Source organism: Streptomyces sp. NPDC004667 (assembly GCF_040609475.1).
GTDB lineage: Bacteria > Actinomycetota > Actinomycetes > Streptomycetales > Streptomycetaceae > Streptomyces.
The window spans coordinates 49,859-73,415 of sequence record NZ_JBEXKC010000027.1; the positions used below are offsets into that span (position 1 = coordinate 49,859).

The window sequence follows — 23,557 nt, forward strand, 5'->3', positions numbered from 1 at the left end:
TATGTCTACTGCTTTTCGCACTGGCCGACGAGAGCTTGCTCCGCGGGAGTCAGGCTGGGGCCGGGCGTCTGGGTGTTCTGCGCTTCCGCGGCGCGGCGGGCTTCGTCCTTCTTGCAGGCGGACACCTGGGTGCCGAGATCGTCGATCTTCTTGCGGGCCCCGTCGATGCTGCCTTCGCTGATGGTGGCCTCGACCTGCTTGCGCTTGAAGGACGGCAGGTACTTCAGTTCGATCTCGGGGTGATCCGTATCCACCTGCGAGAGGTGGATCCAGGCCAGGTTCTGGCTGATGCCGCGGTACAGCGCGACGTGGTCACCCTTGACGCCGACGTAGTACTGGGTCTGCGTCCAGCGGTGCGCGGCGTAGAGCCCGCCGCCGACGACACCGGCCACGAGCAGCAGGATCAGCGTGCGCGTGGTCCACTTGCGCCCTTTGCTGCGCCGCCTGCGGGGGTGGTCGTACGTGTCCTCGTACGGGGCCTCGGCCTCGTAGCCCTCGGGTTCGCCGAAGCTGCCGTACGCGCCGCCGCCCTGGCCCTGGTCGGGGTAGCCGTAGCCGGGGGCCTCGCCGCTGCCGGGAGGGCCGAAGGCGCCCGCCGGCGGCGGGGCCTGGCGGCCGAGGCCCGAGGCCCGGCCGGCCGGGGTCTGCATGGCGTTGCCGTCGAAGAGCTGGTGCTGGTTCTCGGCGACCGCGCCGATGACGACAGGGGTGTCGCTCAGCTGGGCCGCGAGGGTGTCGCCGCTGTCGGTGTCGAGGACGTCCGCGACGATGCAGGTGATGTTGTCCGGGCCACCGCCGCGCAGGGCGAGCTGGATCAGCGTCTGCACGGTCTCGTGCGGGCCGTGGTAGTCGGCGAGGGTCTCTTCCAGGGTCTGGTGGGAGACCACGCCGGAGAGGCCGTCGGAGCAGATCAGGTAGCGGTCGCCGGCCCGGACCTCGCGGATGGAGAGGTCGGGTTCCACGACGTCGCCGCTGCCGAGCGCCCGCATCAGCAGCGAGCGCTGCGGGTGCGTGGTGGCTTCCTCTTCGGTGATCCGGCCCTCGTCGACGAGGCGCTGCACCCAGGTGTGGTCCTGCGTGATCTGGGTGAGGACGCCGTCGCGCAGGAGGTAGGCGCGGGAGTCGCCGACGTGGACGAGGCCGAGCCGGCGGCCCGTCCACAGGAGGGCGGTGAGCGTGGTGCCCATGCCTTCGAGCTGGGGGTCCTCCTCGACCATGACGCGCAGCTGGTCGTTGGCCCGCTGCACGGCGCTGCCGAGGGCGGTGAGGATGTCGGAGCCCGGGACGTCGTCGTCGAGCTGCACGAGGGAGGAGATGACCTCGGAGCTGGCGACCTCGCCGGCCGCCTGGCCGCCCATGCCGTCGGCGACGGCGAGGAGCCGGGGACCGGCGTAGCCGGAGTCCTCGTTGCCCTCGCGGATCATCCCCTTGTGCGATCCGGCGGCGAACCGCAGGGACAGACTCATGCGCACCTGCCCTGTCGACGATGCCTCGGGGTACAACCGGTCTCGACGAGCCACACTGCCCACCCTCCGGTCGGGAGCGCGCGCGGGTCCGGGTCCCCGGTGGGACGGACCGCCGCGGCTCGCTCGCTCCGCTCGCTCATTCTCGTACTACTTCCGCAGCTCGATGACGGTCTTGCCGATGCGGATCGGGGCGCCCGGCGGAATGGGCGTCGGGGTGGTCAGCCTGGTCCGGTCGAGATAGGTGCCGTTCGTGGACCCGAGGTCCTCGACGATCCACTGGCCGTCACGGTCCGGGTAGATCCTGGCATGCCGGCTGGAGGCGTAGTCGTCGTCCAGCACGATCGTCGAGTCGTGGGCGCGGCCCAGCGTGATCGTCTGGCCGGCGAGGGCCACCGTGGTTCCCGTGAGGGTGCCCTCGGAGACGACCAGCTTGGTCGGCGCACCGCGGCGCTGGCGCTGCTGCGGTGGCGCGGACTGCCGCCCCGGCTGCGGCGGAGAGGCGGTCGCGCCGCTGCGGCGGGAGCCGCGCTGCGTGACTCTCGTGCCGAAGAGATCACTGCGGATGACCTGAACGGCCACGATGACGAACAGCCACAGAACGGCCAGGAAACCCAACCGCATGACCGTCAGGGTCAGCTCTGACATTGCCCCCGCTTCACCCTTCGGCTTGCCGGTAAATGATGGTGGTGCTGCCCACGACGATCCGCGAGCCGTCGCGGAGCGTAGCGCGGGTGGTGTGCTGCCCGTCCACCACGATGCCGTTGGTGGACCCGAGATCCTGGATCGTCGGGGGTGTTCCGGTCCGGATCTCACAGTGCCGGCGCGAGACGCCGGGGTCGTCGATCCGCACATCGGCCTCGGTGCTGCGGCCGAGTACGAGCGTGGGGCGCGAGATCTGGTGGCGGGTGCCGTTGATCTCGATCCAACGCCGGGTGGTGCCCGGTGCGCCGGGGGGTACGGGACCCCCGCCGGCGCGAGCGCCCGGTCCGCCCGGAGGCGGTCCGGACGGCATGGGCGGGGCGGCGGCCGGCGGGTAGCCGTAACCGCCCTGCTGCTGGCCCTGGGGGGCCTGCGGCGCGTCCTGGGAGGTGCTGGAGGCGAGGGTGCGACTGCGGACACGGTACAGACCGGTGTCGAGGTCGTCGGCCTTCTCCAGGTGGACCTTGATGGGGCCCATGAAGCTGTAGCGCTGCTGCTTGGCGTAGTCGCGGACGAGGCCCGCGAGCTCGTCGCCGAGCTGGCCGGAGTACGGGCTCAGGCGCTCGTAGTCGCCGGTGCTGAGCTCCACGATGAAGTCGTTGGGCACGACGGTCCGCTCGCGGTTCCAGATGGTGGCGTTGTTGTCGCACTCCCGCTGGAGGGCTCCGGCGATCTCCACCGGCTGGACCTCGGACTTGAACACCTTGGCGAAGGTGCCGTTCACCAGACCTTCGAGTCGCTGCTCGAACCGCTTCAGAACTCCCATGGGGCACCTCCTCCGTCGCTGTCGCCCTGTACTGCTTACTGATCGTATCCACGCGTGGCGGATTCGGCTGGTTCCCCTACGGTCCCGTGTACAGGAGTGTTGGTACTCACAAGGGATCGTAGGGGCGCTCCAGGGACAGTGTCCCGCACCCGGAGGGGACTCCGGGAGGGGCCGGTCCCGGAGGGTGCGAGGGGGGTCCGGGAAAGGGATGTGAATCCACCCCGGATGACGTGCTAATCTTTCGTTCGTCGCCAGGGAAACGGCCCGAAAGGGAAGTCAACTGGGGAGCTGCTCGGGCGAGTGGCGGAACGGCAGACGCGCTGGCTTCAGGTGCCAGTGTCCTTCGGGACGTGGGGGTTCAAATCCCCCCTCGCCCACATCGGGAGAACCCCCGCTTCGGAGAAATCCGGAGCGGGGGTTCTTCGTTGTGCGCGTGCTTGCGGCCGTGCCCGTGCCTGCGGCGGTGCCCGTGCCCGCGGCCGACTTTCGTCGGGCGGGACGCGACGAAAGTCGGCGGACGGGTGTGTGGATCGGTGTCTAGGGTCGTTCGGGTGGATGCCAAGGCGGGAGTGCGGGTGGGCTGGGTGTGGCTGAAGGGGGCCGAGCCCTGGTCGGGTCGCGCCTTCGCGGGGGACCTCACGATCGCCGCCGTACTGTCCCTGCTCGGCCTGGGCATCGACGAACTCAGCAACAGCTCCGGTCAGAAGATGGTCCTCGGAGTCCTGGCCATCGTGGCGCTGGTGCTGCTGCGGCGCAGGCTGCCGGCGGCCACCCTGGTGCTGGGTGCGGCGGCGAGCGCCTTCCTGCCCGGTGTGTTCCTCGTGACGATCGTGCTGGGCTGGTCGGCGGGCCGGCGGATCGTCGGCGTGGGGCGGGCCCTGACGGCCTTCGTGCTGGCCTTCCTCGCCGAGGTCGGCCTCGGCCTGTACGACCAGTGGTCCCAGACCCGGCCGCTGCTGATCGTCGTCTTCTCCACCCTGCTGTTCCTGGCGGCGACCGTCATGCCCGGCCTGGCCAGCCGCTACTGGCACCAGCGCCGGACGCTGATCAGCGCCCTCCAGGAGCGCAACGACCAACTGCTGCGCGAGCGGACGATGGTGGCCGGGCAGGCCCGGCTGCGCGAGCGCCAGCGGATCGCCCAGGACATGCACGACAGCCTGGGCCACCAGCTGGCGCTGATCTCGGTGCACACCGGGGCGCTGGAGGTGGACCCCGTGCTGACCGACCGCCAGCGCGAGGCCGTCGGGGTGCTGCGGCAGGCCTCCGTCGCGGCGATGCACGAGCTGCGCGAGGTCGTCGGGATCCTGCGGGACGGGGTGGAGGCCCCGCCCGCGGTGGAGGAGGCCCAGCCGGCGGCGCGGGGGGTCGCCGGGATCGCGGGCATCGTGGAGGCGGCGCGGGCCGCGGGGACCGACGTACGGCTCGGTACGGCGGGCACCCCCCGGCCGCTGGTCGCGGCCTGCGACCACGCGGCGTACCGGATCGTGCAGGAGGCGCTGACCAACGCCTACAAGCACGCGCCCGGGTCGGCGATCACCGTGGAGCTGCGCTACGAGGACGACTCGCTGGTCGTGGAGATCGCCAACGGTCCGGCCGCCGCCCCGGGGCCCGGCGAGGTGATCTCCGGCGGGCAGGGCCTGACGGGGCTGCGGGAACGGGCCAGGCTGGTCGGCGGAATGGTGCACGCGGGCGCCGCCGAGGGCGGCGGCTTCCGGGTGGCCGGTGTGCTGCCGTACGGGTCGGAGCCGGCCGGGGTGGCCGAGGAGGACGTGGCCGACGACTTCGGTCAGCGCTCCCAGGCCCGTGCCTCGGTACGGCGCACCGCGCCGCCGATGGACTGGGCGGCGGTGGACCGCGAACTGGCCGTGCCGGCGCGCAGCCGGACCGGCGGCATCGCGACGGGCTGCGGGATAGCCGTCGCGGCGGTGGTGCTGCTGATCATCGTGCTGGGAGCCGGGATGACCCTGCTGCTGGGCACCGTGAACAAGGCGATGATCAGCAAGGAGGAGTACGACGCCGTCAGCGTGGGCGACGTGGAGAAGTCCGTCCGCGACCGGCTGCCGGACGGGGACAGCGTCCTGACGTCGGGGCTGGACCGCAAGGGGCCGCCGCGGCCGGAGGGCTCGGACTGCCTGGCCCTGCTGTCGACGGAGGACTCGTCGGCGCTGACCAACGACTCCGTTTTCCGCTTCTGCTTCCGGGACGGCAAGCTCGTGGAGAAGCAGGCGTACGAGGTCAAGCAGTAGGAGCGCGGGTGACAGCCAAGGTGATCCGAGTGGTGATCGCTGACGACGAGCCGCTGATCCGGGCCGGGATCAGGATGATCCTGACCTCGGCGCCGGACATCGAGGTCGTCGCGGAGGGGGCCAACGGCCGGGAGGCGGTGGAGCTGGCCCGCTCGCACGCCCCGGACGTGATGCTCCTGGACATCCAGATGCCCGTGATGGACGGACTGACCGCGCTGGGCGAGCTGGGGCGGGCGGCACCGGGCGTGCGGGCGCTGATCCTGACCACCTTCGGGGAGAAGGAGAACGTGCTGCGGGCCCTCGGCGAGGGCGGTGCGGGCTTCCTGCTGAAGGACTCGGCGCCGGGCGAGCTGATCGGAGCGGTCCGGGCGGCCGCGGCCGGGGACGCCTACCTCTCCCCCGGCGCGACCCGGCACGTCGTGGACCAGCTGGCGACCGGGCGGGTCGCCGGGCGCGGCGAGGCGGCCCGGCGGCGGGTGGCCGGGCTGAGCGAGCGCGAGCGCGGTGTGCTGGCGCTGCTGGGCGAGGGGCTGTCCAACGCGGACGCGGGCCGCCGGCTCCACATGAGCGAGGCGACGGTGAAGACGTACGTCAGCCGGATCCTGGCCAAGCTGGAGTGCGAGAACCGGGTTCAGGCGGCCCTGCTGGCCAGGGACGCCGGGCTCTAGGTACGGTTCGGGCCGACTTGATCGGCTACCGAGGCCGATGGGGCGCGAACAGTGCGGGGGCAGTGCGGATGGCGACGGTACCGAAGCAGCAGACGGCGGACGCGGCGAACGCGGCGTACGCGGGTGGTGCGGCCGGTGCGGCGGCGGGGCGGGGCGGCGGGCGGATACCCCGCGTCGAGGGCTTCGCGTCGAGGGCCCTGCCGGGCTCGCAGAAGGAGGCCGGGAAGGCGCTGCGGGCGCGGGTGCCGCGGGCGGCCCACGCGCACTTCGAGGCTCCCGCCGGGCGCCCCGACGCGGTGCGCGCGGTGGAGGAGTCCAACGTCGGCCGCGTCGCCGAGCTGACCCCGATACGCGTGGGCCGGATGGCCGCCAACCCCTTCGCGTTCCTGCGCGGGGCGGCCGGCCTGATGGCCCACGACCTGTCCGGCGGGCCGGTCACCGGGGTGGGCGCGCAGCTCTGCGGCGACGCGCACGCGGCCAACTTCGGTCTCTACGGGGACGCGCGCGGGCACCTCGTCATGGACCTCAACGACTTCGACGAGACGGTGTTCGGCCCCTGGGAGTGGGACGTCAAGCGGCTGGCGGCCTCCCTGGTGCTCGCCGGGCGCGTGGCCGGAGCGGACGAGGACACCTGCCGGGCGGCCGCCCGGGACGCGGTGGGCGCCTACCGGCGGACCATGCGGCTGCTGGCCAAGCTGCCGGCCCTGGACGCGTGGAACGCCATCGCCGACGAGGAACTGGTCTCGCACACCGATGCCCGCGATCTGCTGGGCACGCTGGAACGGGTCTCGGAGAAGGCCCGCAACAACACCTCCGCCCGGTTCGCCGCCAAGTCGACCGAGGCCGGGGACGACGGCTACCGCCGCTTCGTGGACGCGCTGCCCGTGCTGCGCAGGGTCGGCGACGGTGAGGCCGCGGCCGTGGCCGCCTCCCTGGGCCCGTACCTGCAGACCCTCTCGGGGGACCGGCTGCCGCTGCTGGCCCGGTACGCGGTCCAGGACGTGGCGTTCCGGGTCGTGGGCACCGGGAGCGTGGGCACCCGGTCGTACGTGGTGCTGCTGCAGGACCACCGGGGTGAGCCGCTGGTGCTCCAGGTGAAGGAGGCGCGGCCGTCGGTGCTGCTGCCGTACCTGCCGGGGCTGGGCTTCCACGCGCCGGGGGAGGAGCACGAGGGCCGCCGGGTGGTGGCCGGGCAGAAGATGATGCAGGTGGTCTCCGACATCCTGCTGGGCTGGACCACGGTGGAGGGCCGGCCCTTCCAGGTCCGCCAGTTCCGCAACCGCAAGGGCAGCGTGGACCCGGCGGCGCTGGCCGTCGACCAGATCGACGACTACGGCCGGATGACCGGCGCCCTGCTGGCGCGGGCGCACGCCCACAGCGCGGATCCGCGGGTGCTGGCCGGGTACTGCGGCAAGAACGAGGAGCTGGACGAGGCCGTCGCCACGTTCGCGGTGGCCTACGCCGATCGCAGCGAGGCCGACCACGCGGACCTGGTGGCGGCGGTCAGGGCGGGCCGGATACCGGCGGAGTTCGGGGTCTGAGGGTCTGAGGGTCGGCTCGGGCGCGTCGTGTTTCACGTGGGCCGTGTTTCACGTGGGCCGTGTTTCACGTGGGCCGTGTTTCACGTGAGCTGTGTTTCACGTGAGCTGTGTTTCACGTGAAACATGCCGCCCCGCGCTGGCCGTAGGCTGGCCGGGTGAGCGAGCAGACCGAGCAGACAGTTCCCGAAGAGCCCGGCGCCTCCGGTGACGAGCGGCCCGAGGCGCGGCTCGAGCGGGCCGTGCGGGCCGCCGAGCAGGCGCTGATCGAGTTCGAGATCGCCGTGGAGACCTTCCGGGTGGAGGTCGAGAACTTCTCCCGGCTCCACCACCAGAAGCTCGGCCCGATGTACTCGCGGCTGGACGAGCTGGACGCGCTGATCGCGGAGGCGAAGGCGGCCCGCAGCGGTGACCCCGAGGACCTGCGGATGGCGCGGGAGGCGCGGGCGCTGGTCATGCCGATGCCCGGGGTGGAGGAGCTCTTCCACGACTGGCTGGACTCGGACGGCATCTCCGACGACGCGTCGGCGATGCTGACCGACCGGTCCGTGAAGCCGCCGGAGCGGGTGCGGCCCTCGGAGGAGGTGCGCCGGTTGTACCGGGAGCTGGTCCGCCGGGCGCACCCGGACCTGGCCCAGGACGAGCAGGAGCGGGCCCGCCGGGACGCCTTCATCGTGCGGGTCAACGCCGCGTACGGGCGGGGCGAGGAAGGGCTGCTGCGGGAGCTGGCCGAGGAATGGGCGGCGGGCCCCGCGCCGCAGGCCGCGCGGCCGAGCGAGAGCGAGGAGCTCTACGCCCGGCTGGAGTGGCTGGCGCGGCGCAAGGAGATGCTGTCGATGGTGGCCGGGGAGCTGGAGGAGAGCGCGATCGGGGCGATGCTGCGCATGGCGCCCGACGACCCCGACCGGCTGTTGGAGGAGATCGCGGAGCAGCTGCTCGCGCAGGTCTCCGAACGCGAGGCGGAGCTGGCGGCCTTCGGGACCCTCTAGCGGTGTACGGGGTCCTATAGGTTGGCGGGCGAGACCCGCGAAGAGAGAAGGCGACAGTTATGAACCTCGGACCGCTTCCCTCGGTGGACGCCGCCTCGGTGCCGGCCGAAGGCTTTGTCCTGGACGTCCGTGAGGACGACGAATGGGCGGCCGGGCACGTCGAGGGTGCGCTGCACATCCCGATGAGCGACTTCGTCGCCCGCTTCGGCGAGCTGACCGAGGCCATCGAGGACGGCCGCCGGGTCCACGTGATGTGCCGGGTCGGCGGACGTTCCGCGCAGGTGACCCAGTACCTGGTGCGCCAGGAGATCGACGCCGTGAACGTCGACGGCGGGATGCAGGCGTGGGATGGCGCGGGGCGCCCGATGGTGACGGACAGCGGGAACCCGGCCTTCGTGCTCTAGGCCGACGGGGCGTGGGCCGTCACGCGAGGGGATGGGCGGCCAGCAGGTCGCCCAGTGCCTCCTCGTGCGCGGCGGCCGGGCCCAGCTGGAGTTCCAGTTGCTTGGCCCAGGCGTGGTAGCGGTGCAGCGCGTACTCGGTGTCGGCGCCGAAGCCGCCGTGGAGGTGTTGCGCGGTCTGTACGACCCGGCGCACGCCCTCCGAGGCCCAGATCTTGGCGACGGCGACATCGCCGGCGGCCGGCAACGGGCCGCCCGCGCCGTCGGTCGCCGCGTCCAGCCGCCAGGCGGCCTGCCAGAGGGTGACCTCCATGGCGCGCAGGTCGATGTAGCGGTCGGCGGCCTGGACCGCGACGGCCTGGAAGGTGGCGACCGGGAAGCCGAACTGTTCGCGCTTGCTCGTGTACCGGCCGGTCATGGCGAGCACGTTCTCGCCGAGTCCCATGGCGAGGGCGCAGGTGCCGGTGGCCAGGATCCGGTGGAGCCGGTCCCAGGCTCCGGGGGCGTCGATCAGATGGGCGGAGGGGACCCGGACCCCGTCCAGGGTGAGCTCGGCGAGGCGTTCCCCACTGGTGGAGTACTGGTCGGCGAGTGTGAGCCCGTCGGTGACGCGCGGGACGAGCGCGATGAGGGCCCCGCCGTCCCCGCCGTGGGCGGGCACCGCGATCCAGTCGGCGCTGTGGGCCCAGGGGACGCAGGTCTGGACCCCGTCCAGGATCCATGTGCCGTCCTCGTGGCGGGCGGTGACGGCCAGTTCGGCAGGATCGTGGCCGGTGCGGCCGTGGGCGGCGACGGTCAGGACGAGCGCGCCGCGCCCGGCGTCGGCCAGCAGGGCGGCGGCCAGTTCGGGGCCGCCGTGGGCCTGTACGGCCATGGCCGTGGCACAGTGCTCCAGCAGCGGAACCCGGGCCAGCACCCGGCCCGCCTCGCGCAGGACGAGGCACAGGGCGATGACGTCCAGGCCGGCCCCGCCGTGTTCCTCGGCGAGGACCAGGCCCAGCAGGTCGGAGCCGGCCAGTGCGGCCCACAGGGGCCGGTCGAACTCCTCCGCGACGGCACCCGGGGTGAGCGCGGGGCTGGGCACGCGGTCGGGGGCGACGTCCGCGAAGACGGCCTTCGCCGCCTCGACCGCGGCCTGCTGTTCCTCGGTGAAGGTGAAGTCCACTGCCTGTCCTCCCGCGCGCACCGGATCCCGGTCGTGTCCGTTCAGATCTGACGGTGCGTCAAGATAGAACACGGCGTGGGAAAAACACAGCCCGGTGGGGGATCCGGCGGCGGGCGGCCGGAAGGCTCAGCGGTCGAAGTCGATCTCCACTTCCTCGGAGACCGCGTGGGACTGGCAGGCCAGCACGAACCCGGCCTCGGTCTCCTCCTCCTCCAGCGCGAAGTTGCGGTCCATCCGCACCTCGCCCGTGACGAGGAAGGCCCGGCAGGTGCCGCAGACCCCGCCCTTGCAGGCGTACGGGGCGTCCGCGCGGCCCCGCAGCACGGCGTCCAGCAGGGACTCGCCGTCCTGTACCGGCCAGGTGCCGGAGCGGCCGTCGAGCCGGGCGGTGACCCGGCCGTGGGCGGGCGCCGCGGCCGTCCGGGCCGCGGCCGCCGGGGCGGTGTCCTCGACGTGGAAGACCTCCTCGTGCACCCGGGTCCGGGCGACGCCGAGGGCGCCCAGGGCCCGCTCCGCGCCCTCCACCAGTCCGTACGGCCCGCACAGGTACCAGCCGGTGACCTCGGAGACCGGCAGCAGCGCCGGCAGCAGGGACGTCAGTCGCGCCTCGTCGAGGCGGCCGGAGGGCAGACCGGCTTCCTGCTCCTCCCGGGAGAGCGCGGTGACCAGCTGGAAGCGGTCGGGGTAGCGGTCCTTGAGGTCGGCGACCTCCTCCAGGAACATCGTCGACGCGGCCGTGCGGTCGCCGCGCACCAGGCAGAAGCGGGCGTCGGGCCGGGCCGCCAGCAGGGTGGCGGCGATCGACAGGACCGGGGTGATGCCGCTGCCGCCGACGATCGCCGCGTAGTGCGCGCCGGCCGGGGCGCCGGCCGGGTCCAGGATGAACCGTCCGGCCGGGACCATCACGTCCAGCACGTCCCCGGCCGCGATCTCCTTGTGCGCGAAGGTGGAGAACTCGCCGCCCTCCACCAGCCGCACGCCCACCCGCAGCACCGCCGGGCCCGGGCCGTCGGCGGCCGGGGCGGGGGAGCAGATCGAATAGGTGCGGCGGACCTCCGCGCCTTCGCCGGCGGTGCGGCGCAGCGTGAGGTGCTGGCCGGGCGCGTGCCGGTACTCGGCGCGCAGCTCCTCGGGGACGGACAGGGTCAGCGCCACCGAGTCGTCCGTCAGCCGGTCGACCGCGGCCACCGTCAGCGGGTGGAACGCGCCGTGGCGCGCGGGGCGCGCGCTGCCGGCGGACGCCGGGGGCACTGACACGGCCATCTACAGCTCCTTGAAGTGGTCGAACGGTTCGCGGCAGGCCACGCAGCGGCGCAGCGCCTTGCACGCGGTGGAGGAGAAGCGGCTGAGCAGCTCGGTGTCGGTGGATCCGCAGTTCGGGCAGCGGACCGACAGGGTGAGCGGCACCGGTCCGCCGGCCGAGTGGGGGCGCGGCGGGGCGATGCCGAACTCGGCCAGCTTGCGGCGGCCCTCGGCCGTGATGTCGTCCGTCGACCAGGCGGGGGACAGGACGGTCGTCACGCGGACGTCGGGTATGCCGTGGCCGTTCAGGGCCAGCTCGATGTCGGCGGACATGGCCTCGATGGCCGGGCAGCCGGTGTAGGTGGGCGTGAGGGTGACCTCCACGTGCCCGTCCTCGTGCATCCGGACGCCGCGCATGACGCCCAGCTCGGCGAGGGTGAGCACCGGCAGCTCCGGATCGGGCACGGAGCCCGCCAGCTCGGCCAGCTCCGTCTCCAGACGGGTCTGCGCGGCGGCGGTCACCACGAGGCCCCCGGGTGGCTGCGGTGCAGGTGCTGCATCTCCGCGAGCAGCCGCCCGAACGGTTCGGTGTGCAGGCCCTGCCGGCCCGCCCCGGCGGCCCAGGCGCCCGTACGGGGCCCCTCGGGCAGGGCCAGGCCCGCCCGGTCCAGTACGGAGCCCAGGGCGGCCAGCCAGCGGGTCTCCAGGGCGGCCGGGTCGACGTCCAGGCCCTCGACCGGCTGGAACATCTCCCCGGTGAACTTCCACAGGGCGTCCAGCGCGGCCCGCATCCGGGACCGGCTCTCCTCGGTGCCGTCACCGAGCCGCAGCGTCCACTGCTCGGCGTGGTCCCGGTGGTAGGCGGTCTCCTTCACGGCCTTGGCCGCCAGCGGGGCGAACGGGCCGTTCCCGGCGGCGAGTTCCACGTAGAGCTCGTGCTGATAGAGGGAGAAGTAGAGCTGCCGGGCGATGGTGTGGGCGAAGTCGCCATTGGGCTGCTCGACCAGCTGGAGGTTGCGGAAGGACCGCTCCTCGCGCAGGAAGGCCAGCTCGTCCTCGTCGCCCGCCATGGACAGCAGGATGCGGGCCTGCCCGAGCAGGTCGAGCGCGATGTTGGCGAGCGCGACCTCCTCCTCCAGGACGGGGGCGTGGCCCGCCCACTCGCCGAGGCGGTGGGAGAGGATCAGCGCGTCGTCGCCGAGGGCCAGGACGGCCGCGCCGGCGGTGGTGCTCTCGGTGCCGGTGCTGCTCACAGGTGACGCACCCCCTCGGGGATCTCGTAGAAGGTGGGGTGCCGGTAGGGCTTGTCGGCGGACGGGGCGAAGAACGGGTCCCGCTCGTCCGGGGAGGAGGCGACGATCTCGGTGGAGGGCACGACCCAGATCGAGATGCCCTCGCCGCGCCGCGTGTAGAGGTCGCGGGCGTTGCGCAGGGCCATTTCCGCGTCGGGGGCGTGCAGGCTGCCCGCGTGCGTGTGCGAGAGGCCGCGGCGCGAGCGCACGAACACCTCCCACAGGGGCCAGTTCTGCGTCATGCCTGTACCTCTCGTCCGGTGCTGGTGTGCTTCTCGGCGTACGCCGCGGCCGCGTCGCGGACCCAGGCGCCTTCCTCGTGCGCCGTGCGCCGCTGGTCGATCCGCTGTTCGTTGCAGGGGCCGTTGCCCTTGAGGACGTCCCAGAACTCGGCCCAGTCGATGGCGCCGAAGTCGTGGTGGCCGCGCTCCTCGTTCCACTTGATGTCCGGGTCGGGCAGGGTCAGGCCCAGCGACTCGGCCTGGGGGACGGCGATGTCGACGAAGCGCTGGCGCAGCTCGTCGTTGGAGTGCCGCTTGATGCGCCAGGCCATCGCCTGCGCGCTGTGGACGGACTCGTCGTCCGGCGGGCCGAACATCATGAGCGAGGGCCACCACCAGCGGTCGACGGCGTCCTGGGCCATGGCGTGCTGGGCCTCGGTGCCCCGGGAGAGGGCGAGGAGCAGCTCGTACCCCTGGCGCTGGTGGAAGGACTCCTCCTTGCAGATGCGGACCATCGCGCGGGCGTAGGGGCCGTAGGAGCAGCGGCAGATCGGCACCTGGTTGGTGATCGCCGCGCCGTCCACGAGCCAGCCGATGGCGCCGACGTCCGCCCAGGTCAGGGTGGGGTAGTTGAAGATCGAGGAGTACTTCTGCTTCCCCGAGTGCAGCTTGTCGAGGAGCTCGTCGCGGCTGGTGCCGAGGGTTTCGGCGGCGCTGTAGAGGTAGAGGCCGTGGCCGGCCTCGTCCTGCACCTTGGCCATCAGGATCGCCTTGCGGCGCAGCGAGGGCGCGCGGGTGATCCAGTTGGCCTCGGGCTGCATGCCGATGATCTCGGAGTGGGCGTGCTGGGCCATCTGGCGGACCAGGGAGGCGCGGTACTCGTCGGGCATCCAGTCGCGCGGTTCCACCCGCTCGTCCGCCGCCACGGCGGCGTCGAAGGACGCCCGCAGCTGATCCGCGAGGTCCCCGGACCGCGCGTCCGCTGTGCTTGACGTGCCCGTTTCCGGGGTCACTGCGACCATCCCGGCCCCCTGTCAGAGTGTGCCGTCCGCCCGACCGACCGATCGTTCGGTTCATCCGCTTCAATGGTGAGACGGCGGCCCGTAGGGTGTCAACCTCTGTGGGCAACCCTGTGGACGCCGGATGATCGGGGCGGGATGGATTCGAACGAGCACGAGCCCGTGGAAGAAGCCCCTCCGGAGCCCCGGAAGGCGCCGCCCCGGGCGCCCGGGATCGCCGGGCTGTCCGCCCCGTACCGCGTCCTCGCGGCCCTCGCCCTCGCGGCCGTGTCCCTCGCCGCCTGCGCGCACCTGGCGCTCGTCTTCCTGCACGTCGCCCCGTCCAACACGGTGAGCAAGCGGAACGCGGCGCTGATCGACGGCTGGATCTACCCCGAGTTCGAACAGAACTGGAAGCTCTTCGCGCCCAACCCCCTCCAGCAGAACATCGCCGTCGAGGTCCGCGCCCAGGTCCGCACCGGGGGCGGCGAGCTCGTCACCAGCGGCTGGCGCGACCTGTCCGCCGAGGACGGCGCCGCCATCCGGCACAATCCGCTGCCGAGCCACACCGAGCAGAACGAGCTCCGCCGGGCCTGGGACTTCTTCACCGGCTCCCACGACGACGACAACAAGCCGACCGGCGAGCGCGGCGCGCTGTCCGAGGAGTACCTGCGGCGCATCGCGCTGGAGCGGCTCGCCCCCGTCTACCGCGACGGCCGGATCCTGCGCGTCCAGCTGCGCTCGGCGACCCGGTCCGTACCCGCGCCGAGCTGGAGCGACGAGAAGACCGACACCCAGACGTACTACCGGGAGCTGCCGTGGTGGACCGTGTGAGACGGGCGCTCGCGAAGGTCACCGGGCAGGCGCTGGGGCCCTACCAGAGCGCCGTGGTCCGCATCGGCTTCGCCGGGACCTGGCTGCTCTTCCTCCTGTGCGAGTTCCCGAACCGGCACCAGCTCTACGGGCCCGACGGGCCGTGGAGCTGGCGGCTGGCGGAGCGGCTGGTGGCCTCCAACGACGCCTTCACCGTGCTGATGTGGTCGAGCTCCACCTTCTGGTTCGAGCTCGTCTACGCCGTCGCCGTGCTCGCGAGCGGGCTGCTGCTGCTGGGCTGGCGGACCCGGGCGACGTCCGTCGTCTTCATGGTCGGCGTGCTGTCGCTGCAGAACCGCAGCGTGTTCATGGGCGACGGCGGGGACAACGTCATCCACCTCATGGCCGTCTACCTGGTCCTGACGCGCTGCGCGCAGGTGTGGTCGCTCGACGCGCGGCGGGCCCGCCTGCGGGGCTCGGCCTCGGCCGGGGCGGCGGGGCCGGTGCTCTGGGGGGTGCTGGGCGCGGTCCTCGCGTACGGGGCGGTGACCGGACGGTTGGGCGCCGGCTGGCTCGCGGTCTTCGCGGCGCTGTGGGCGGGGCCGGCGCTGTGGTGGGTGGCCGACCGGCACGAGCGGTCGGGAGCGGGCCCGGGAGGAGCGGCCGGCGAGGGGCGGGCCTTCCTCGACGTGCTGGCGAACCTGCTGCACAACGCCGGAATGCTGGTCATCATGGCCGAGGTGTGCCTGATCTACGCGACGGCCGGCTGGTACAAGATCCAGGGCTCGCGGTGGCAGGACGGGACCGCGCTGTACTACCCCCTCCGGCTGGACTACTTCGCGCCGTGGCCGGAGCTGTCGGACGTGCTGGCGGGGAGCGGGGTGATGGTGATGCTGCTGTCGTACGGGACGGTGGCGGTGCAGGTGGCGTTTCCGTTCACGCTGTTCAACCGCCGGGTCAAGAACGTGCTGCTGGCGCTGATGATGCTGGAGCACGCGGGGATCGCGGTGCTGCTGGGGCTGCCGTTCTTCTCGCTGGCGATGATCGCCGCCGACGCGGTGTTCCTGCCGACGGGATTCCTGGTGTGGGTGGGGGCGAGGGCCGTGCGTGGCCGGTCCCCCGACCGCGCCCGGGCAGTGCCCGGACTGCGTCCCCTGACCCCCGCGCCCCGGACCCCGGTGGAGCCGGAAGCGGTGGAGCGTGACGGCGCGGTCGGGGCGGGCGGCGCGGGCTCGTAAGGTCGGCGGTATGAGTGAGCAGCGGGAATTCGGTGAGGCCGGCCGGGAGTGGCGGGAAGCGGTCGGGCGGGACGGGGTGGTCCTGCTCGACGGGTTCCACACCCTCAAGCACGCCCTGCGCTTCGGGGCCGAGGTGCTGGTGGCCGTCGCCGACGACCCCGCCGCGGTACGGGCGCTCGCCGACGGCCTGGCCCCCGACGTGGCCCCCGAGGTGGCCCGGCTGGTGCGGCCCGGCGCGCTCGGGGAACTGCTCCCCCGCGTGCACCCCACCGGGGTCGCCGCCCTCGCCGTGCGCCCCGACCGGGACGCCGGACGGGCCGCCCTCGCCAGGACTCCCCGCCCGGCTCCGATCGTGCTGCTCGACAACCCGCGCAACCTCGGCAACGTCGGGGCGGTCGTCCGGCTCGCCGCCGGTTTCGGCGCCACCGGTGTGGTGACCCGCGGCGACCTCGACCCGTGGCACCCGAACGTGGTCCGGGCCGGGGCGGGACTGCACTACGCCACCACCGTGGACCGGATGGAGCTGGAGGAGCTGCCCTCCGGGCCGCTGTACGCGCTCGACCCGGAGGGCGAGGACATCCGCTCCCTCACCCTCCCGGACGACGCCCTGCTCGCCTTCGGGTCGGAACGCCACGGCATCTCGCCGGAGTTGCGCGCCCGCGCCGACCACCTGGTGTCCCTGCCGATGCGCCCGCAGGTCTCCAGCTACAACCTGGCCACCAGCGTGGCCATGACGCTCTTCCACTGGGGCGGGCCCCACGAGGGTGTTACGGACCGGTAGCGCGTGGCCGGAAAACGCGCCCGTGCGTGACGTCGGGCGGGTCCGGGGGGCCACCCCGGAAGCTCCGCCCGACCGCTGCGCTGCACCTACCAGGCTCAACTCAGCTCGACGTATCTAACGACAGGGCCCCGGCGAAGATTCCCTCACCTTAGGGAGAAGGCGCGGTAACGGCCAGGAAATTCCCCAGAGCTGGGGCATGTACCGGCGTTCGAGTACGCATTTCGACACCCCTGTGGCCGGAATTGGGTGCACGGAGCCGTGGAATTCAGGAAGTCGTCCCGGCACTCGATGACAGGCCGACGGGCGACCGTCCGGGCGCCCGCGAGGGTCCGAAGACCGGACAACATGTGTGCCCACCTGGGGGCAAGTCGCCCTGGAATCAAACAGGATGATCGATTCCGTGATCATAGGGAGACGTTACGTGATGACCGGCGGCGTCCGTTATTCTCCCTTCGGAGTACAAGGGCCGCGCTCTCGCCAAGCGCTTCGTGCCCGCGCCTGCCAAAAAGCTGCACCTACCAATCAAACTGAATCAGCAAAGTAAAAGGGATGCTCATATGCTTCTCCTCAGCGCTGTCATGATCACCGGCCTGGTGGCTGCCGTCCTCGGAGTCGCCGTCTGGCGCCTCACCTCCACCCCGCGCTGGATTCCCGCCGTCATCGGCTCGGTCGGCGGCGTGCTGCTCTCGCTGCCCCCCGTCTTCGCCTCGTTGCAGCCGGCCGTCCCGCGCCCGGCCGCTCCGGAGGCCTACGCGACCGTCGCGCCCGCCGCCCCCCGGGTGCCCGTCGCTCCCCCGGTGGCGCCGGGGCGGTCGGGTGGTGCCGGTACGGGTTCGCCCGTCCTGTGACCCCCGCCCGTCGCTTCAAGCGGCACGAACTGGGCTTCGGCGACTACCCGTTCTTCCGGTCGCTGAGCACCGAGCTGTGTCAGGAGATCTTCCAGGCGTCGCGCGTCCGCCAGTACGGGCGCGGGGCGCGCATCCGGGGCATGACGGTCCGGGGCGGGGACTCGGTCCACATCGTCCTCAACGACACCGGCATCGTCTCGGAGGAGCTCGTGCACCACGAGGCGTCGACGCTGCGCTTCCGGCACCAGGGCCACGTCCTCGGCGACCTCGACGTCTTCGCCTCGTCCAGGGCGCCCCTCGCCATGGCGCTGACGACCACGGTCACGATGGCCGTGCCGATGAACGTGATGCGGTCGATGGTGGGCAAGCACCCCACCCTCATGCGGGCGGTGAGCGTGGCCATCACGGAGCGCCTGCGCACCGGCGACCGGGTCTACGGGATGTTCGCGCGGCCCGCCGAACAGCGGCTGTGCGGGCTCTTCCTGGAGCTGCTGGACAAGTCCGGCTTCATGACGGAGGACGGCTACCGGGTCGAGGGGCCCTCCCAGCAGGATCTGGCCCAGGCGCTCATGCTCTCCCGCGCCACCGTCGAGAACGCGCTGCGCTCGCTGCGCGCCAAGCAGGTGGTGAGGACCTCGTACCGCTCCTACACCTTCCCCGACCTGAAGCTCCTGGAGAAGGTCGAGGCGTCCGGCGCGGCCACCGCCGCCGCCGCGGGCGCCGCGGGCTCCGCGGAGTGCGCCTGAGGCGGCCCCGGCCGGCCCCGGGGTCGCGGACCCGGGCCCCGGAGCGGGGCCGCGGGCGGGTGACCGCGGGGCCGTCGGCCGGCTACGCCTGGCGGCGGACCTCCACCACGCGGAAGCGGTTCGAGACGAAGGCGCCGTCACAGAGGGCCGCGTTCGCCGCGGGGTTGCCGCCCGAGCCGTGGAAGTCGGAGAAGGCCGCGGTCTGGTTGACGTAGACCCCGCCGGTGAGGTTGAGGGACAGCTGCGCCGACTCCTCCAGGCAGACCTCCTCGATGGCCCGCTCGGTGTCCGGGGAGGTGGTGTACGCGCCCACCGTCATCGCGCCCTTCTCCCGCACCGTGCGGCGCAGCAGGTCGAGGGCGTCCGCCGTGGAGTCGACGGCCACCGCGAAGGAGACGGGGCCGAAGCACTCCGAGAGGTACGCGGCCTCCGGGTCGGGCTTGGAGGCGTCCAGCTTGACCATCACCGGGGTGCGGACGACCGCGTCCGGGAACTCGGGGTTGACCACCTCGCGGGAGGCGAGGGCGACCTCGCCCAGCCCGGCGGCCGCCTCCAGGCGGGACTTGACGTCCGGGTTGACCAGGGCGCCCAGCAGTGCGTTGGCGCGGGCGTCGTCGCCCAGCAGGCCGCCGACGGAGGCCGCGAGGTCGGCGACGACCTCGTCGTACGTCTTGTGCCCGGCGTCCGTCGCGATGCCGTCGCGCGGGATCAGCAGGTTCTGCGGGGTGGTGCACATCTGGCCGCTGTAGAGGGAGAGCGAGAAGGCCAGGTTCGACAGCATCCCCTTGTAATCGGAGGTCGAGTCGACGATGACGGTGTTGACGCCCGCCTTCTCCGTGTAGACCTGCGCCTGGCGGGCGTTGGTCTCCAGCCAGTCGCCGAACTCGGTGGACCCGGTGTAGTCGATCAGCTTGATCTCCGGGCGGACCGCGAGGGTCTTGGCGATGCCCTCGCCCGGCCGCTCGACCGCGAGGGCCACCAGGTTCGGGTCGAAGCCGGCCTCGGCGAGGACCTCGCGGGCCGCCTTCACGGTCAGCGCCAGCGGGAGCACCGCGCGCGGGTGCGGCTTGACCAGGACGGCGTTGCCGGTGGCCAGGGAGGCGAACAGGCCCGGGTAGCCGTTCCAGGTGGGGAAGGTGTTGCAGCCGATCATCAGGGCGATCCCGCGCGGGACCGCCGTGAAGGTCTTGCCCAGCTCCAGCGGGTCGCGCTTGCCCTGCGGCTTCGACCAGTCGGCCTGCCCGGGGACGCGGGTCTGCTCCTCGTAGGCGTAGGCGACGGCCTCCAGGCCGCGGTCCTGCGCGTGGGGGCCACCCGCCTGGAAGGCCATCATGAAGGCCTGGCCGCTGGTGTGCATGACCGCGTGCGCGAACTCGTGGGTGCGGGCGGAGATGCGGGCGAGGATCTCGACGCAGACCAGGGCGCGGGTCTCGGGACCGGCGTCCCGCCAGGCGGCGATGCCGGCCTTCATCGCGGGCAGCAGCACGTCGGGGTCGACGTGCGGGTACTCCACGCCCAGTTCCGGGCCGTACGGGGACACCTCGCCGCCCGTCCAGCCGTCGGTGCCGGGCTGGTCCAGGTCGAAGCGGGTGCCGCGGACGGCCTCGAAGGCGGCGAGGCCGTCGGCCGGGGCGGTCTCCCCGTAGGCCTTGGGGTGCTCGGGGTGCGGGGACCAGTAGGCCCGGCTTCGGATGGCGGCGAGCGCCTGATCCAGGGTGTTCCGGTGCTTCTCGGTCAGCTGGGTGAGGGTGAGCTCGGCGGCCATCAGGGACCAACTCCTCGTTGAGCCGGGCAGGATCAGGCTGGTTCGCAGGCTGAGATCGATGCGGGGGCGGGTGAAGAAGAGCAGACTGGAGCTAGAGTAACCGAACGATCGGTCGGGACAAGAGGGCCCGGCGGACCTGTGGACAACCCGGTGCGGGAGGATCAGGACATGACAGCAATCGAGCGGTCCGGCACTGTGGCGGTCATCGGCGCCGGAACCATGGGACAGGGCATCGCCCAGGTGGCCCTTCTCGCAGGTCACCGCGTGCTGATCCACGACATCGACCACGACCTCGCCGCCGCCGGGGCCGCCCTCGTGCGCGAGCGCGTCGAGCGGATGGCCGCCAAGGGCCGTCTGGATCGAGCCGGGGCCGACGACGCGATCGGCCGGATCGGTGCGGCCGACGGCCTCGCCGCCCTCGCGGACGCCGCGCTCGTCATCGAGGCGGTCGTCGAGGACGTCGCCGTCAAGCGGGCGCTCTTCGCCTCGGTCGAAGCGGTGGTCGCGCCGGACGCCCTGCTGGCGACCAACACCTCCTCGCTCTCCGTCACCGAACTCGCCGCGGGCCTCGCCCACCCCGGCCGCTTCCTCGGCCTGCACTTCTTCAACCCGGCCCCGCTGCTCCCGCTCGTCGAGGTGGTGAGCGGTTTCGCGACCGCGCCGGCCGCCGCCGAGCGCGCGTACGACACGGTCCTGAGCTGGGGGAAGACGCCCGTCCGCTGCGCCGACACCCCCGGCTTCATCGTCAACCGGATCGCCCGTCCCTTCTACGCCGAGGCCTTCGCGGTGTACGAGGAGCGGGGCGCCGACCCGGCCACCATCGACGCCGTCCTGCGCGAGAGCGGCGGCTTCAAGATGGGCCCCTTCCAGCTGACCGACCTGATCGGCCAGGACGTCAACGAGGCCGTCACCCGGTCCGTCTGGGAGTCGTTCTTCCGGAGCCCCAAGTTCACCCCCTCGCTCGCGCAGCGCCGGCTGGTCCAGTCGGGCCGCCTCGGCCGCAAGTCCGGCCACGGCTGGTTCCCGTACGGGGAGGGCGCCGAGGTGCCCGCGCCGCACACCGCCGGCCCCGAGGAGGCGCCGGACAAGGTCACGATCGTCGGCGACCTCGGTCCGGCGGCCGAGCTGGCGGAGCTCCTGGAGGAGGCCGGCATCGCGGTGACGGCCACCGGCCACGGTGGTCCGTACATCCAGCTGCCCGGGGAGGGCCAGCTGGTGCTCGCGGACGGCAAGACCGCGGTCGAGTTCGCCGACGTCGTCTACTTCGACCTCGCGCTCGACTACCGCGGCGCCACCCGGATCGCGCTCTCCGCCAGCGAGGACACCACCGAGCGGACCCTCGCCGAGGCGGTTGGCCTCTTCCAGCGGCTCGGCAAGCAGGTCTCCGTCATCGGCGACGTCCCGGGCATGATCGTCGCCCGGACGGTCGCGATGCTGATCGACCTCACCGCCGACGCCCTGGCGCGCGGCGTGGCCACCGCCGAGGACATCGACACCGCGATGCGGCTCGGCGTCAACTACCCTCTGGGCCCGGCCGAATGGCACGACCGGCTCGGCCGCGACTGGGCGTACGACCTGCTGCACCACCTGGACGAGCGCTGTCCGGGCGGTCGCTACGCGCCCTCGCTGGCCCTGTTCAAGCTCGGATACGCCGACGGCGGGGACGACGAGGCGGATGAGGCGGACGAGGCGGAGGAGACCGGATGACCACCGCGAGGCGGGACACGTACACCCCGGAGACGCTGCTGACCGTCGCGGTCCAGGTCTTCAACGAGCGCGGCTACGACGGCACCTCCATGGAGCACCTCTCCAAGGCCGCGGGCATCTCCAAGTCCTCCATCTACCACCACGTCGCGGGCAAGGAGGAACTGCTGCGCCGGGCCGTCAGCCGGGCCCTGGACGGGCTCTTCGCGGTCCTGGAGGAGCCCGGGGCGGTACGGGGGTCCGCGGTCGCGCGCGTCGAGTACGTCACGCGCCGGACGGTCGAGGTGCTGGTCGCCGAGCTGCCGTACGTCACCCTCCTGCTGCGCGTGCGCGGCAACACCCGGACCGAGCGCTGGGCCCTGGAACGGCGCCGCGACTTCGACCACCAGGTGGCCGAACTCCTCAAGGCCGCCGCGGCCGACGGCGACCTGCGCGCGGACGTCGACATCCGGCTGGCCACCCGCCTGCTCTTCGGCATGGTGAACTCCCTGGTCGAGTGGTACCGCCCGCACCCGGGCACCACCCCCGACCAGCTGGCCGACGCCGTGGTCAGCATGGCCCTGGACGGCCTGCGCACGGCGCGGTAATCCCTGTGCGCGCGGCCCTCCCGGGCTGCGAGCATGCGGCGCATGAGCCCGCACCCGCACCCCGCCCCGCCGCTGCCCACCCTGACCGCCCGCAGGTCGCCCTGGGTCACCTTCACCCCGTCGGCCGACCCCTGGGTCGCCGCCGCCGAGGAGGAGCTGCGGGCCGCGGGCGGGATCGTCCTGCGCCTGGACGGCGAGGAGCTGCACGAGGCGGGCTGCCTGCACCGGGCGTTCGCCCGTGAGCTGGGCTTCCCCGGCTACTACGGGCACAACTGGGACGCCATGGTGGACTGCCTCGGCGACTGGCACGGGCCCGGCCACGGCAAGCAGGACGTCGCGGTGCTGATCGACGGCGCGGACCCGCTGCTGGGTGCGGAGTTCCTGGGCGTCTTCGTGTGGGCGCTGGCCGCCGGGGCCTGGCGGGCCAACTTCATGGTCGACGCCGACGGGGACCCGCACGAGGAGTCGTACGGCACGCCCTTCGCCCTGCACTTCGTCTTCCTGCTGGACCGCACCCCGCCCGAGGCGTTCGCCGGGGCGGTGGCGGCCGCCGATCCCGATCTGGCCGCGGCGGTGGTCGACGGGCGGCTGGTCGTGACGCTGACGGACGCGGAGTGGCCGGGCGGGGACCCCGTATGGCCGCCCGTCGCAGAGGTGACCGCGCTCAGTCCTCGCTGAGCGGCGGAGGCGGGGACGGGGACGGGGCGGTGGGCTGGTTCGGGCCCTGGTCCAGGAGGTCCGTCTCCTCGAAGACCAGCAGGGTGCGGGTGGAGAGCACCTCCGGGATGGCCTGGAGGCGGGTGAGGACCAGTTCGCGCAGGGTCCGGTTGTCCGGGGTGTGGACCAGCAGGAGGACGTCGAAATCCCCGCTGACCAGGGCGATGTGGGCCGCGCCCGGGAGCTCGCGCAGCTGCTCGCGCACCGTCCGCCAGGAGTTCTGGACGATCTTCAGGGTGATATAGGCGGAAGCGCCCTGACCTGCACGTTCGTGGTTCACGCGGGCCGTGAACCCGCGGATCACCCCGTCGTCGATCAGCCGGTTGATCCGGGCGTAGGCATTGGCCCGGGAGACGTGCACCTGCTCGGCCACCGACCGTATCGACGCACGGCCGTCCGCCTGGAGCAGCCGCATGATTGACCGGTCGATCGGATCCAGGGGGCGCGGCGGGACGGCCGGTACCGGTGTGGCCCCCGGGGCGCTCCCCGGCGGGACCGGTGCGGAGCCCGCTCCGGCCATTTGTTCATCCGGCATTGGCCACTGCCTCCCTCTCCTGGACGTCCTGCACCCATCCCAGGGGTCCGTCGCCACTTTGTCCACAGCCTGGAGCCGCCTGTAGCCAAATTGCGTCGACGACCGAACAATCGGTAGGTGAGGCGCCTCACA

The 23,557-nt window shown here is 72.6% G+C and carries 24 protein-coding genes and 1 tRNA gene; 14 read left to right on the forward strand and 11 right to left on the reverse strand.

Features of this window, described 5'->3' with window-relative positions:
* Positions 1 to 5 precede the first annotated feature (5 nt).
* The 3 genes from ABZW32_RS17475 to ABZW32_RS17485 all read right to left on the reverse strand — a co-directional run bounded on the left by ABZW32_RS17475 (position 6) and on the right by ABZW32_RS17485 (position 2,931).
* Positions 6 to 1,466, reverse strand: a complete 1,461-nt coding sequence (locus ABZW32_RS17475) for a PP2C family serine/threonine-protein phosphatase (protein ID WP_356216667.1) — start codon at positions 1,464 to 1,466, stop codon at positions 6 to 8.
* 147 nt (positions 1,467 to 1,613) lie between these two features.
* Positions 1,614 to 2,111, reverse strand: a complete 498-nt coding sequence (locus ABZW32_RS17480; RefSeq protein ID WP_356216670.1) for an FHA domain-containing protein — start codon at positions 2,109 to 2,111, stop codon at positions 1,614 to 1,616.
* A 10-nt stretch (positions 2,112 to 2,121) separates the two neighbouring features.
* Positions 2,122 to 2,931: a DUF3662 and FHA domain-containing protein gene (locus tag ABZW32_RS17485; protein ID WP_356216673.1), complete on the reverse strand. Its 810-nt coding sequence runs from the start codon at positions 2,929 to 2,931 to the stop codon at positions 2,122 to 2,124.
* A gap of 294 nt (positions 2,932 to 3,225) precedes the next feature.
* On the opposite strand from ABZW32_RS17485, the gene ABZW32_RS17490 reads away from it, so the two are divergent.
* From ABZW32_RS17490 to ABZW32_RS17515, 6 genes are all read left to right on the forward strand, one after another.
* Positions 3,226 to 3,308: transfer RNA gene (locus ABZW32_RS17490), tRNA-Leu, on the forward strand.
* A 174-nt stretch (positions 3,309 to 3,482) separates the two neighbouring features.
* On the forward strand, positions 3,483 to 5,177 hold the full coding sequence (locus ABZW32_RS17495) for a sensor histidine kinase (protein WP_356216675.1): 1,695 nt from the start codon (positions 3,483 to 3,485) through the stop codon (positions 5,175 to 5,177).
* A gap of 20 nt (positions 5,178 to 5,197) precedes the next feature.
* A complete protein-coding gene (locus tag ABZW32_RS17500; RefSeq protein WP_356216783.1) occupies positions 5,198 to 5,845 on the forward strand; it encodes a response regulator transcription factor in 648 nt (215 codons plus the stop codon).
* Positions 5,846 to 5,913: 68 nt separating this feature from the next.
* Entirely contained in the window at positions 5,914 to 7,386 is a 1,473-nt protein-coding gene (locus tag ABZW32_RS17505; RefSeq protein ID WP_356216678.1) for a DUF2252 domain-containing protein, read from the forward strand.
* 155 nt (positions 7,387 to 7,541) lie between these two features.
* Positions 7,542 to 8,372 carry a hypothetical protein gene (locus ABZW32_RS17510; protein WP_356216681.1) on the forward strand — a complete coding sequence of 277 codons (831 nt, stop codon included), beginning with the start codon at positions 7,542 to 7,544 and terminating at the stop codon, positions 8,370 to 8,372.
* A gap of 59 nt (positions 8,373 to 8,431) precedes the next feature.
* Entirely contained in the window at positions 8,432 to 8,776 is a 345-nt protein-coding gene (locus ABZW32_RS17515) for a rhodanese-like domain-containing protein (protein WP_356216684.1), read from the forward strand.
* 19 nt (positions 8,777 to 8,795) lie between these two features.
* Here ABZW32_RS17515 and ABZW32_RS17520 read toward each other — a convergent pair whose 3' ends face one another.
* The 6 genes from ABZW32_RS17520 to paaA all read right to left on the reverse strand — a co-directional run bounded on the left by ABZW32_RS17520 (position 8,796) and on the right by paaA (position 13,715).
* Positions 8,796 to 9,938: an acyl-CoA dehydrogenase family protein gene (locus tag ABZW32_RS17520; RefSeq protein WP_356216687.1), complete on the reverse strand. Its 1,143-nt coding sequence runs from the start codon at positions 9,936 to 9,938 to the stop codon at positions 8,796 to 8,798.
* A gap of 126 nt (positions 9,939 to 10,064) precedes the next feature.
* Positions 10,065 to 11,201: a 2Fe-2S iron-sulfur cluster-binding protein gene (locus ABZW32_RS17525; protein ID WP_356216690.1), complete on the reverse strand. Its 1,137-nt coding sequence runs from the start codon at positions 11,199 to 11,201 to the stop codon at positions 10,065 to 10,067.
* Complete coding sequence (gene paaD, locus ABZW32_RS17530) at positions 11,202 to 11,702, reverse strand: 1,2-phenylacetyl-CoA epoxidase subunit PaaD (protein WP_356216786.1); 501 nt, start codon at positions 11,700 to 11,702, stop codon at positions 11,202 to 11,204.
* A complete protein-coding gene (gene paaC / locus ABZW32_RS17535) occupies positions 11,699 to 12,433 on the reverse strand; it encodes a 1,2-phenylacetyl-CoA epoxidase subunit PaaC (protein WP_356216693.1) in 735 nt (244 codons plus the stop codon). Before paaC ends, paaD begins: the two co-directional genes overlap by 4 nt.
* Entirely contained in the window at positions 12,430 to 12,714 is a 285-nt protein-coding gene (paaB, locus tag ABZW32_RS17540) for a 1,2-phenylacetyl-CoA epoxidase subunit PaaB (RefSeq protein WP_030225109.1), read from the reverse strand. Before paaB ends, paaC begins: the two co-directional genes overlap by 4 nt.
* Positions 12,711 to 13,715 (reverse strand): 1,2-phenylacetyl-CoA epoxidase subunit PaaA, encoded by a 1,005-nt coding sequence (gene paaA, locus ABZW32_RS17545; RefSeq protein ID WP_356216697.1) that lies wholly within the window; start codon positions 13,713 to 13,715, stop codon positions 12,711 to 12,713. Before paaA ends, paaB begins: the two co-directional genes overlap by 4 nt.
* Before the next feature lie 135 nt (positions 13,716 to 13,850).
* Here paaA and ABZW32_RS17550 point away from each other — a divergent pair, with 135 nt between their 5' ends.
* The 5 genes from ABZW32_RS17550 (at position 13,851) to ABZW32_RS17570 (ending at position 18,117) form a co-directional block, all read left to right on the forward strand.
* A complete protein-coding gene (locus tag ABZW32_RS17550) occupies positions 13,851 to 14,525 on the forward strand; it encodes a DUF5819 family protein (protein WP_356216700.1) in 675 nt (224 codons plus the stop codon).
* Positions 14,513 to 15,742 (forward strand): HTTM domain-containing protein, encoded by a 1,230-nt coding sequence (locus tag ABZW32_RS17555; RefSeq protein WP_356216702.1) that lies wholly within the window; start codon positions 14,513 to 14,515, stop codon positions 15,740 to 15,742. Before ABZW32_RS17550 ends, ABZW32_RS17555 begins: the two co-directional genes overlap by 13 nt.
* A gap of 10 nt (positions 15,743 to 15,752) precedes the next feature.
* Positions 15,753 to 16,523: a TrmH family RNA methyltransferase gene (locus ABZW32_RS17560; RefSeq protein WP_356216704.1), complete on the forward strand. Its 771-nt coding sequence runs from the start codon at positions 15,753 to 15,755 to the stop codon at positions 16,521 to 16,523.
* A 557-nt stretch (positions 16,524 to 17,080) separates the two neighbouring features.
* A complete protein-coding gene (locus ABZW32_RS17565) occupies positions 17,081 to 17,371 on the forward strand; it encodes a hypothetical protein (protein ID WP_356216707.1) in 291 nt (96 codons plus the stop codon).
* Positions 17,368 to 18,117 carry a Crp/Fnr family transcriptional regulator gene (locus ABZW32_RS17570; protein WP_356216710.1) on the forward strand — a complete coding sequence of 250 codons (750 nt, stop codon included), beginning with the start codon at positions 17,368 to 17,370 and terminating at the stop codon, positions 18,115 to 18,117. The genes ABZW32_RS17565 and ABZW32_RS17570 overlap by 4 nt, the downstream gene beginning before the upstream one ends.
* An 82-nt stretch (positions 18,118 to 18,199) precedes the next feature.
* Here ABZW32_RS17570 and paaN read toward each other — a convergent pair whose 3' ends face one another.
* Complete coding sequence (gene paaN, locus ABZW32_RS17575) at positions 18,200 to 19,882, reverse strand: phenylacetic acid degradation protein PaaN (RefSeq protein ID WP_356216713.1); 1,683 nt, start codon at positions 19,880 to 19,882, stop codon at positions 18,200 to 18,202.
* 168 nt (positions 19,883 to 20,050) lie between these two features.
* On the opposite strand from paaN, the gene ABZW32_RS17580 reads away from it, so the two are divergent.
* The 3 genes from ABZW32_RS17580 to ABZW32_RS17590 are packed head-to-tail and all read left to right on the forward strand — an operon-like array spanning position 20,051 to position 22,851.
* The gene (locus ABZW32_RS17580; RefSeq protein ID WP_356216716.1) at positions 20,051 to 21,589 is read left to right on the forward strand and encodes a 3-hydroxyacyl-CoA dehydrogenase; all 1,539 of its coding nucleotides are present in this window, start codon (positions 20,051 to 20,053) and stop codon (positions 21,587 to 21,589) included.
* The gene (locus tag ABZW32_RS17585) at positions 21,586 to 22,173 is read left to right on the forward strand and encodes a TetR/AcrR family transcriptional regulator (RefSeq protein ID WP_356216719.1); all 588 of its coding nucleotides are present in this window, start codon (positions 21,586 to 21,588) and stop codon (positions 22,171 to 22,173) included. The genes ABZW32_RS17580 and ABZW32_RS17585 overlap by 4 nt, the downstream gene beginning before the upstream one ends.
* Positions 22,174 to 22,215: 42 nt before the next feature.
* On the forward strand, positions 22,216 to 22,851 hold the full coding sequence (locus ABZW32_RS17590) for a barstar family protein (protein ID WP_356216721.1): 636 nt from the start codon (positions 22,216 to 22,218) through the stop codon (positions 22,849 to 22,851).
* Here the strand turns inward: ABZW32_RS17590 and ABZW32_RS17595 are convergent.
* Complete coding sequence (locus tag ABZW32_RS17595; protein WP_356216723.1) at positions 22,838 to 23,425, reverse strand: Lrp/AsnC family transcriptional regulator; 588 nt, start codon at positions 23,423 to 23,425, stop codon at positions 22,838 to 22,840. The genes ABZW32_RS17590 and ABZW32_RS17595 overlap by 14 nt on opposite strands.
* Positions 23,426 to 23,557: the final 132 nt, after the last annotated feature.

Bases quoted from the DNA above. Each gene is read 5' to 3' on its own strand.
- ABZW32_RS17475 (WP_356216667.1), bottom strand. From the start codon at position 1,466: ATGAGTCTGTCCCTGCGGTTCGCCGCCGGATCGCACAAGGGGATGATC.
- ABZW32_RS17480 (WP_356216670.1), bottom strand. From the start codon at position 2,111: ATGTCAGAGCTGACCCTGACGGTCATGCGGTTGGGTTTCCTGGCCGTT.
- ABZW32_RS17485 (WP_356216673.1), bottom strand. From the start codon at position 2,931: ATGGGAGTTCTGAAGCGGTTCGAGCAGCGACTCGAAGGTCTGGTGAAC.
- ABZW32_RS17505 (WP_356216678.1), top strand. From the start codon at position 5,914: ATGGCGACGGTACCGAAGCAGCAGACGGCGGACGCGGCGAACGCGGCG.
- ABZW32_RS17515 (WP_356216684.1), top strand. From the start codon at position 8,432: ATGAACCTCGGACCGCTTCCCTCGGTGGACGCCGCCTCGGTGCCGGCC.
- ABZW32_RS17525 (WP_356216690.1), bottom strand. From the start codon at position 11,201: ATGGCCGTGTCAGTGCCCCCGGCGTCCGCCGGCAGCGCGCGCCCCGCG.
- paaB (WP_030225109.1), bottom strand. From the start codon at position 12,714: ATGACGCAGAACTGGCCCCTGTGGGAGGTGTTCGTGCGCTCGCGCCGC.
- paaA (WP_356216697.1), bottom strand. From the start codon at position 13,715: ATGGTCGCAGTGACCCCGGAAACGGGCACGTCAAGCACAGCGGACGCG.
- ABZW32_RS17550 (WP_356216700.1), top strand. From the start codon at position 13,851: ATGGATTCGAACGAGCACGAGCCCGTGGAAGAAGCCCCTCCGGAGCCC.
- ABZW32_RS17560 (WP_356216704.1), top strand. From the start codon at position 15,753: ATGAGTGAGCAGCGGGAATTCGGTGAGGCCGGCCGGGAGTGGCGGGAA.
- ABZW32_RS17565 (WP_356216707.1), top strand. From the start codon at position 17,081: ATGCTTCTCCTCAGCGCTGTCATGATCACCGGCCTGGTGGCTGCCGTC.
- paaN (WP_356216713.1), bottom strand. From the start codon at position 19,882: ATGGCCGCCGAGCTCACCCTCACCCAGCTGACCGAGAAGCACCGGAAC.
- ABZW32_RS17580 (WP_356216716.1), top strand. From the start codon at position 20,051: ATGACAGCAATCGAGCGGTCCGGCACTGTGGCGGTCATCGGCGCCGGA.
- ABZW32_RS17585 (WP_356216719.1), top strand. From the start codon at position 21,586: ATGACCACCGCGAGGCGGGACACGTACACCCCGGAGACGCTGCTGACC.
- ABZW32_RS17590 (WP_356216721.1), top strand. From the start codon at position 22,216: ATGAGCCCGCACCCGCACCCCGCCCCGCCGCTGCCCACCCTGACCGCC.
- ABZW32_RS17595 (WP_356216723.1), bottom strand. From the start codon at position 23,425: ATGCCGGATGAACAAATGGCCGGAGCGGGCTCCGCACCGGTCCCGCCG.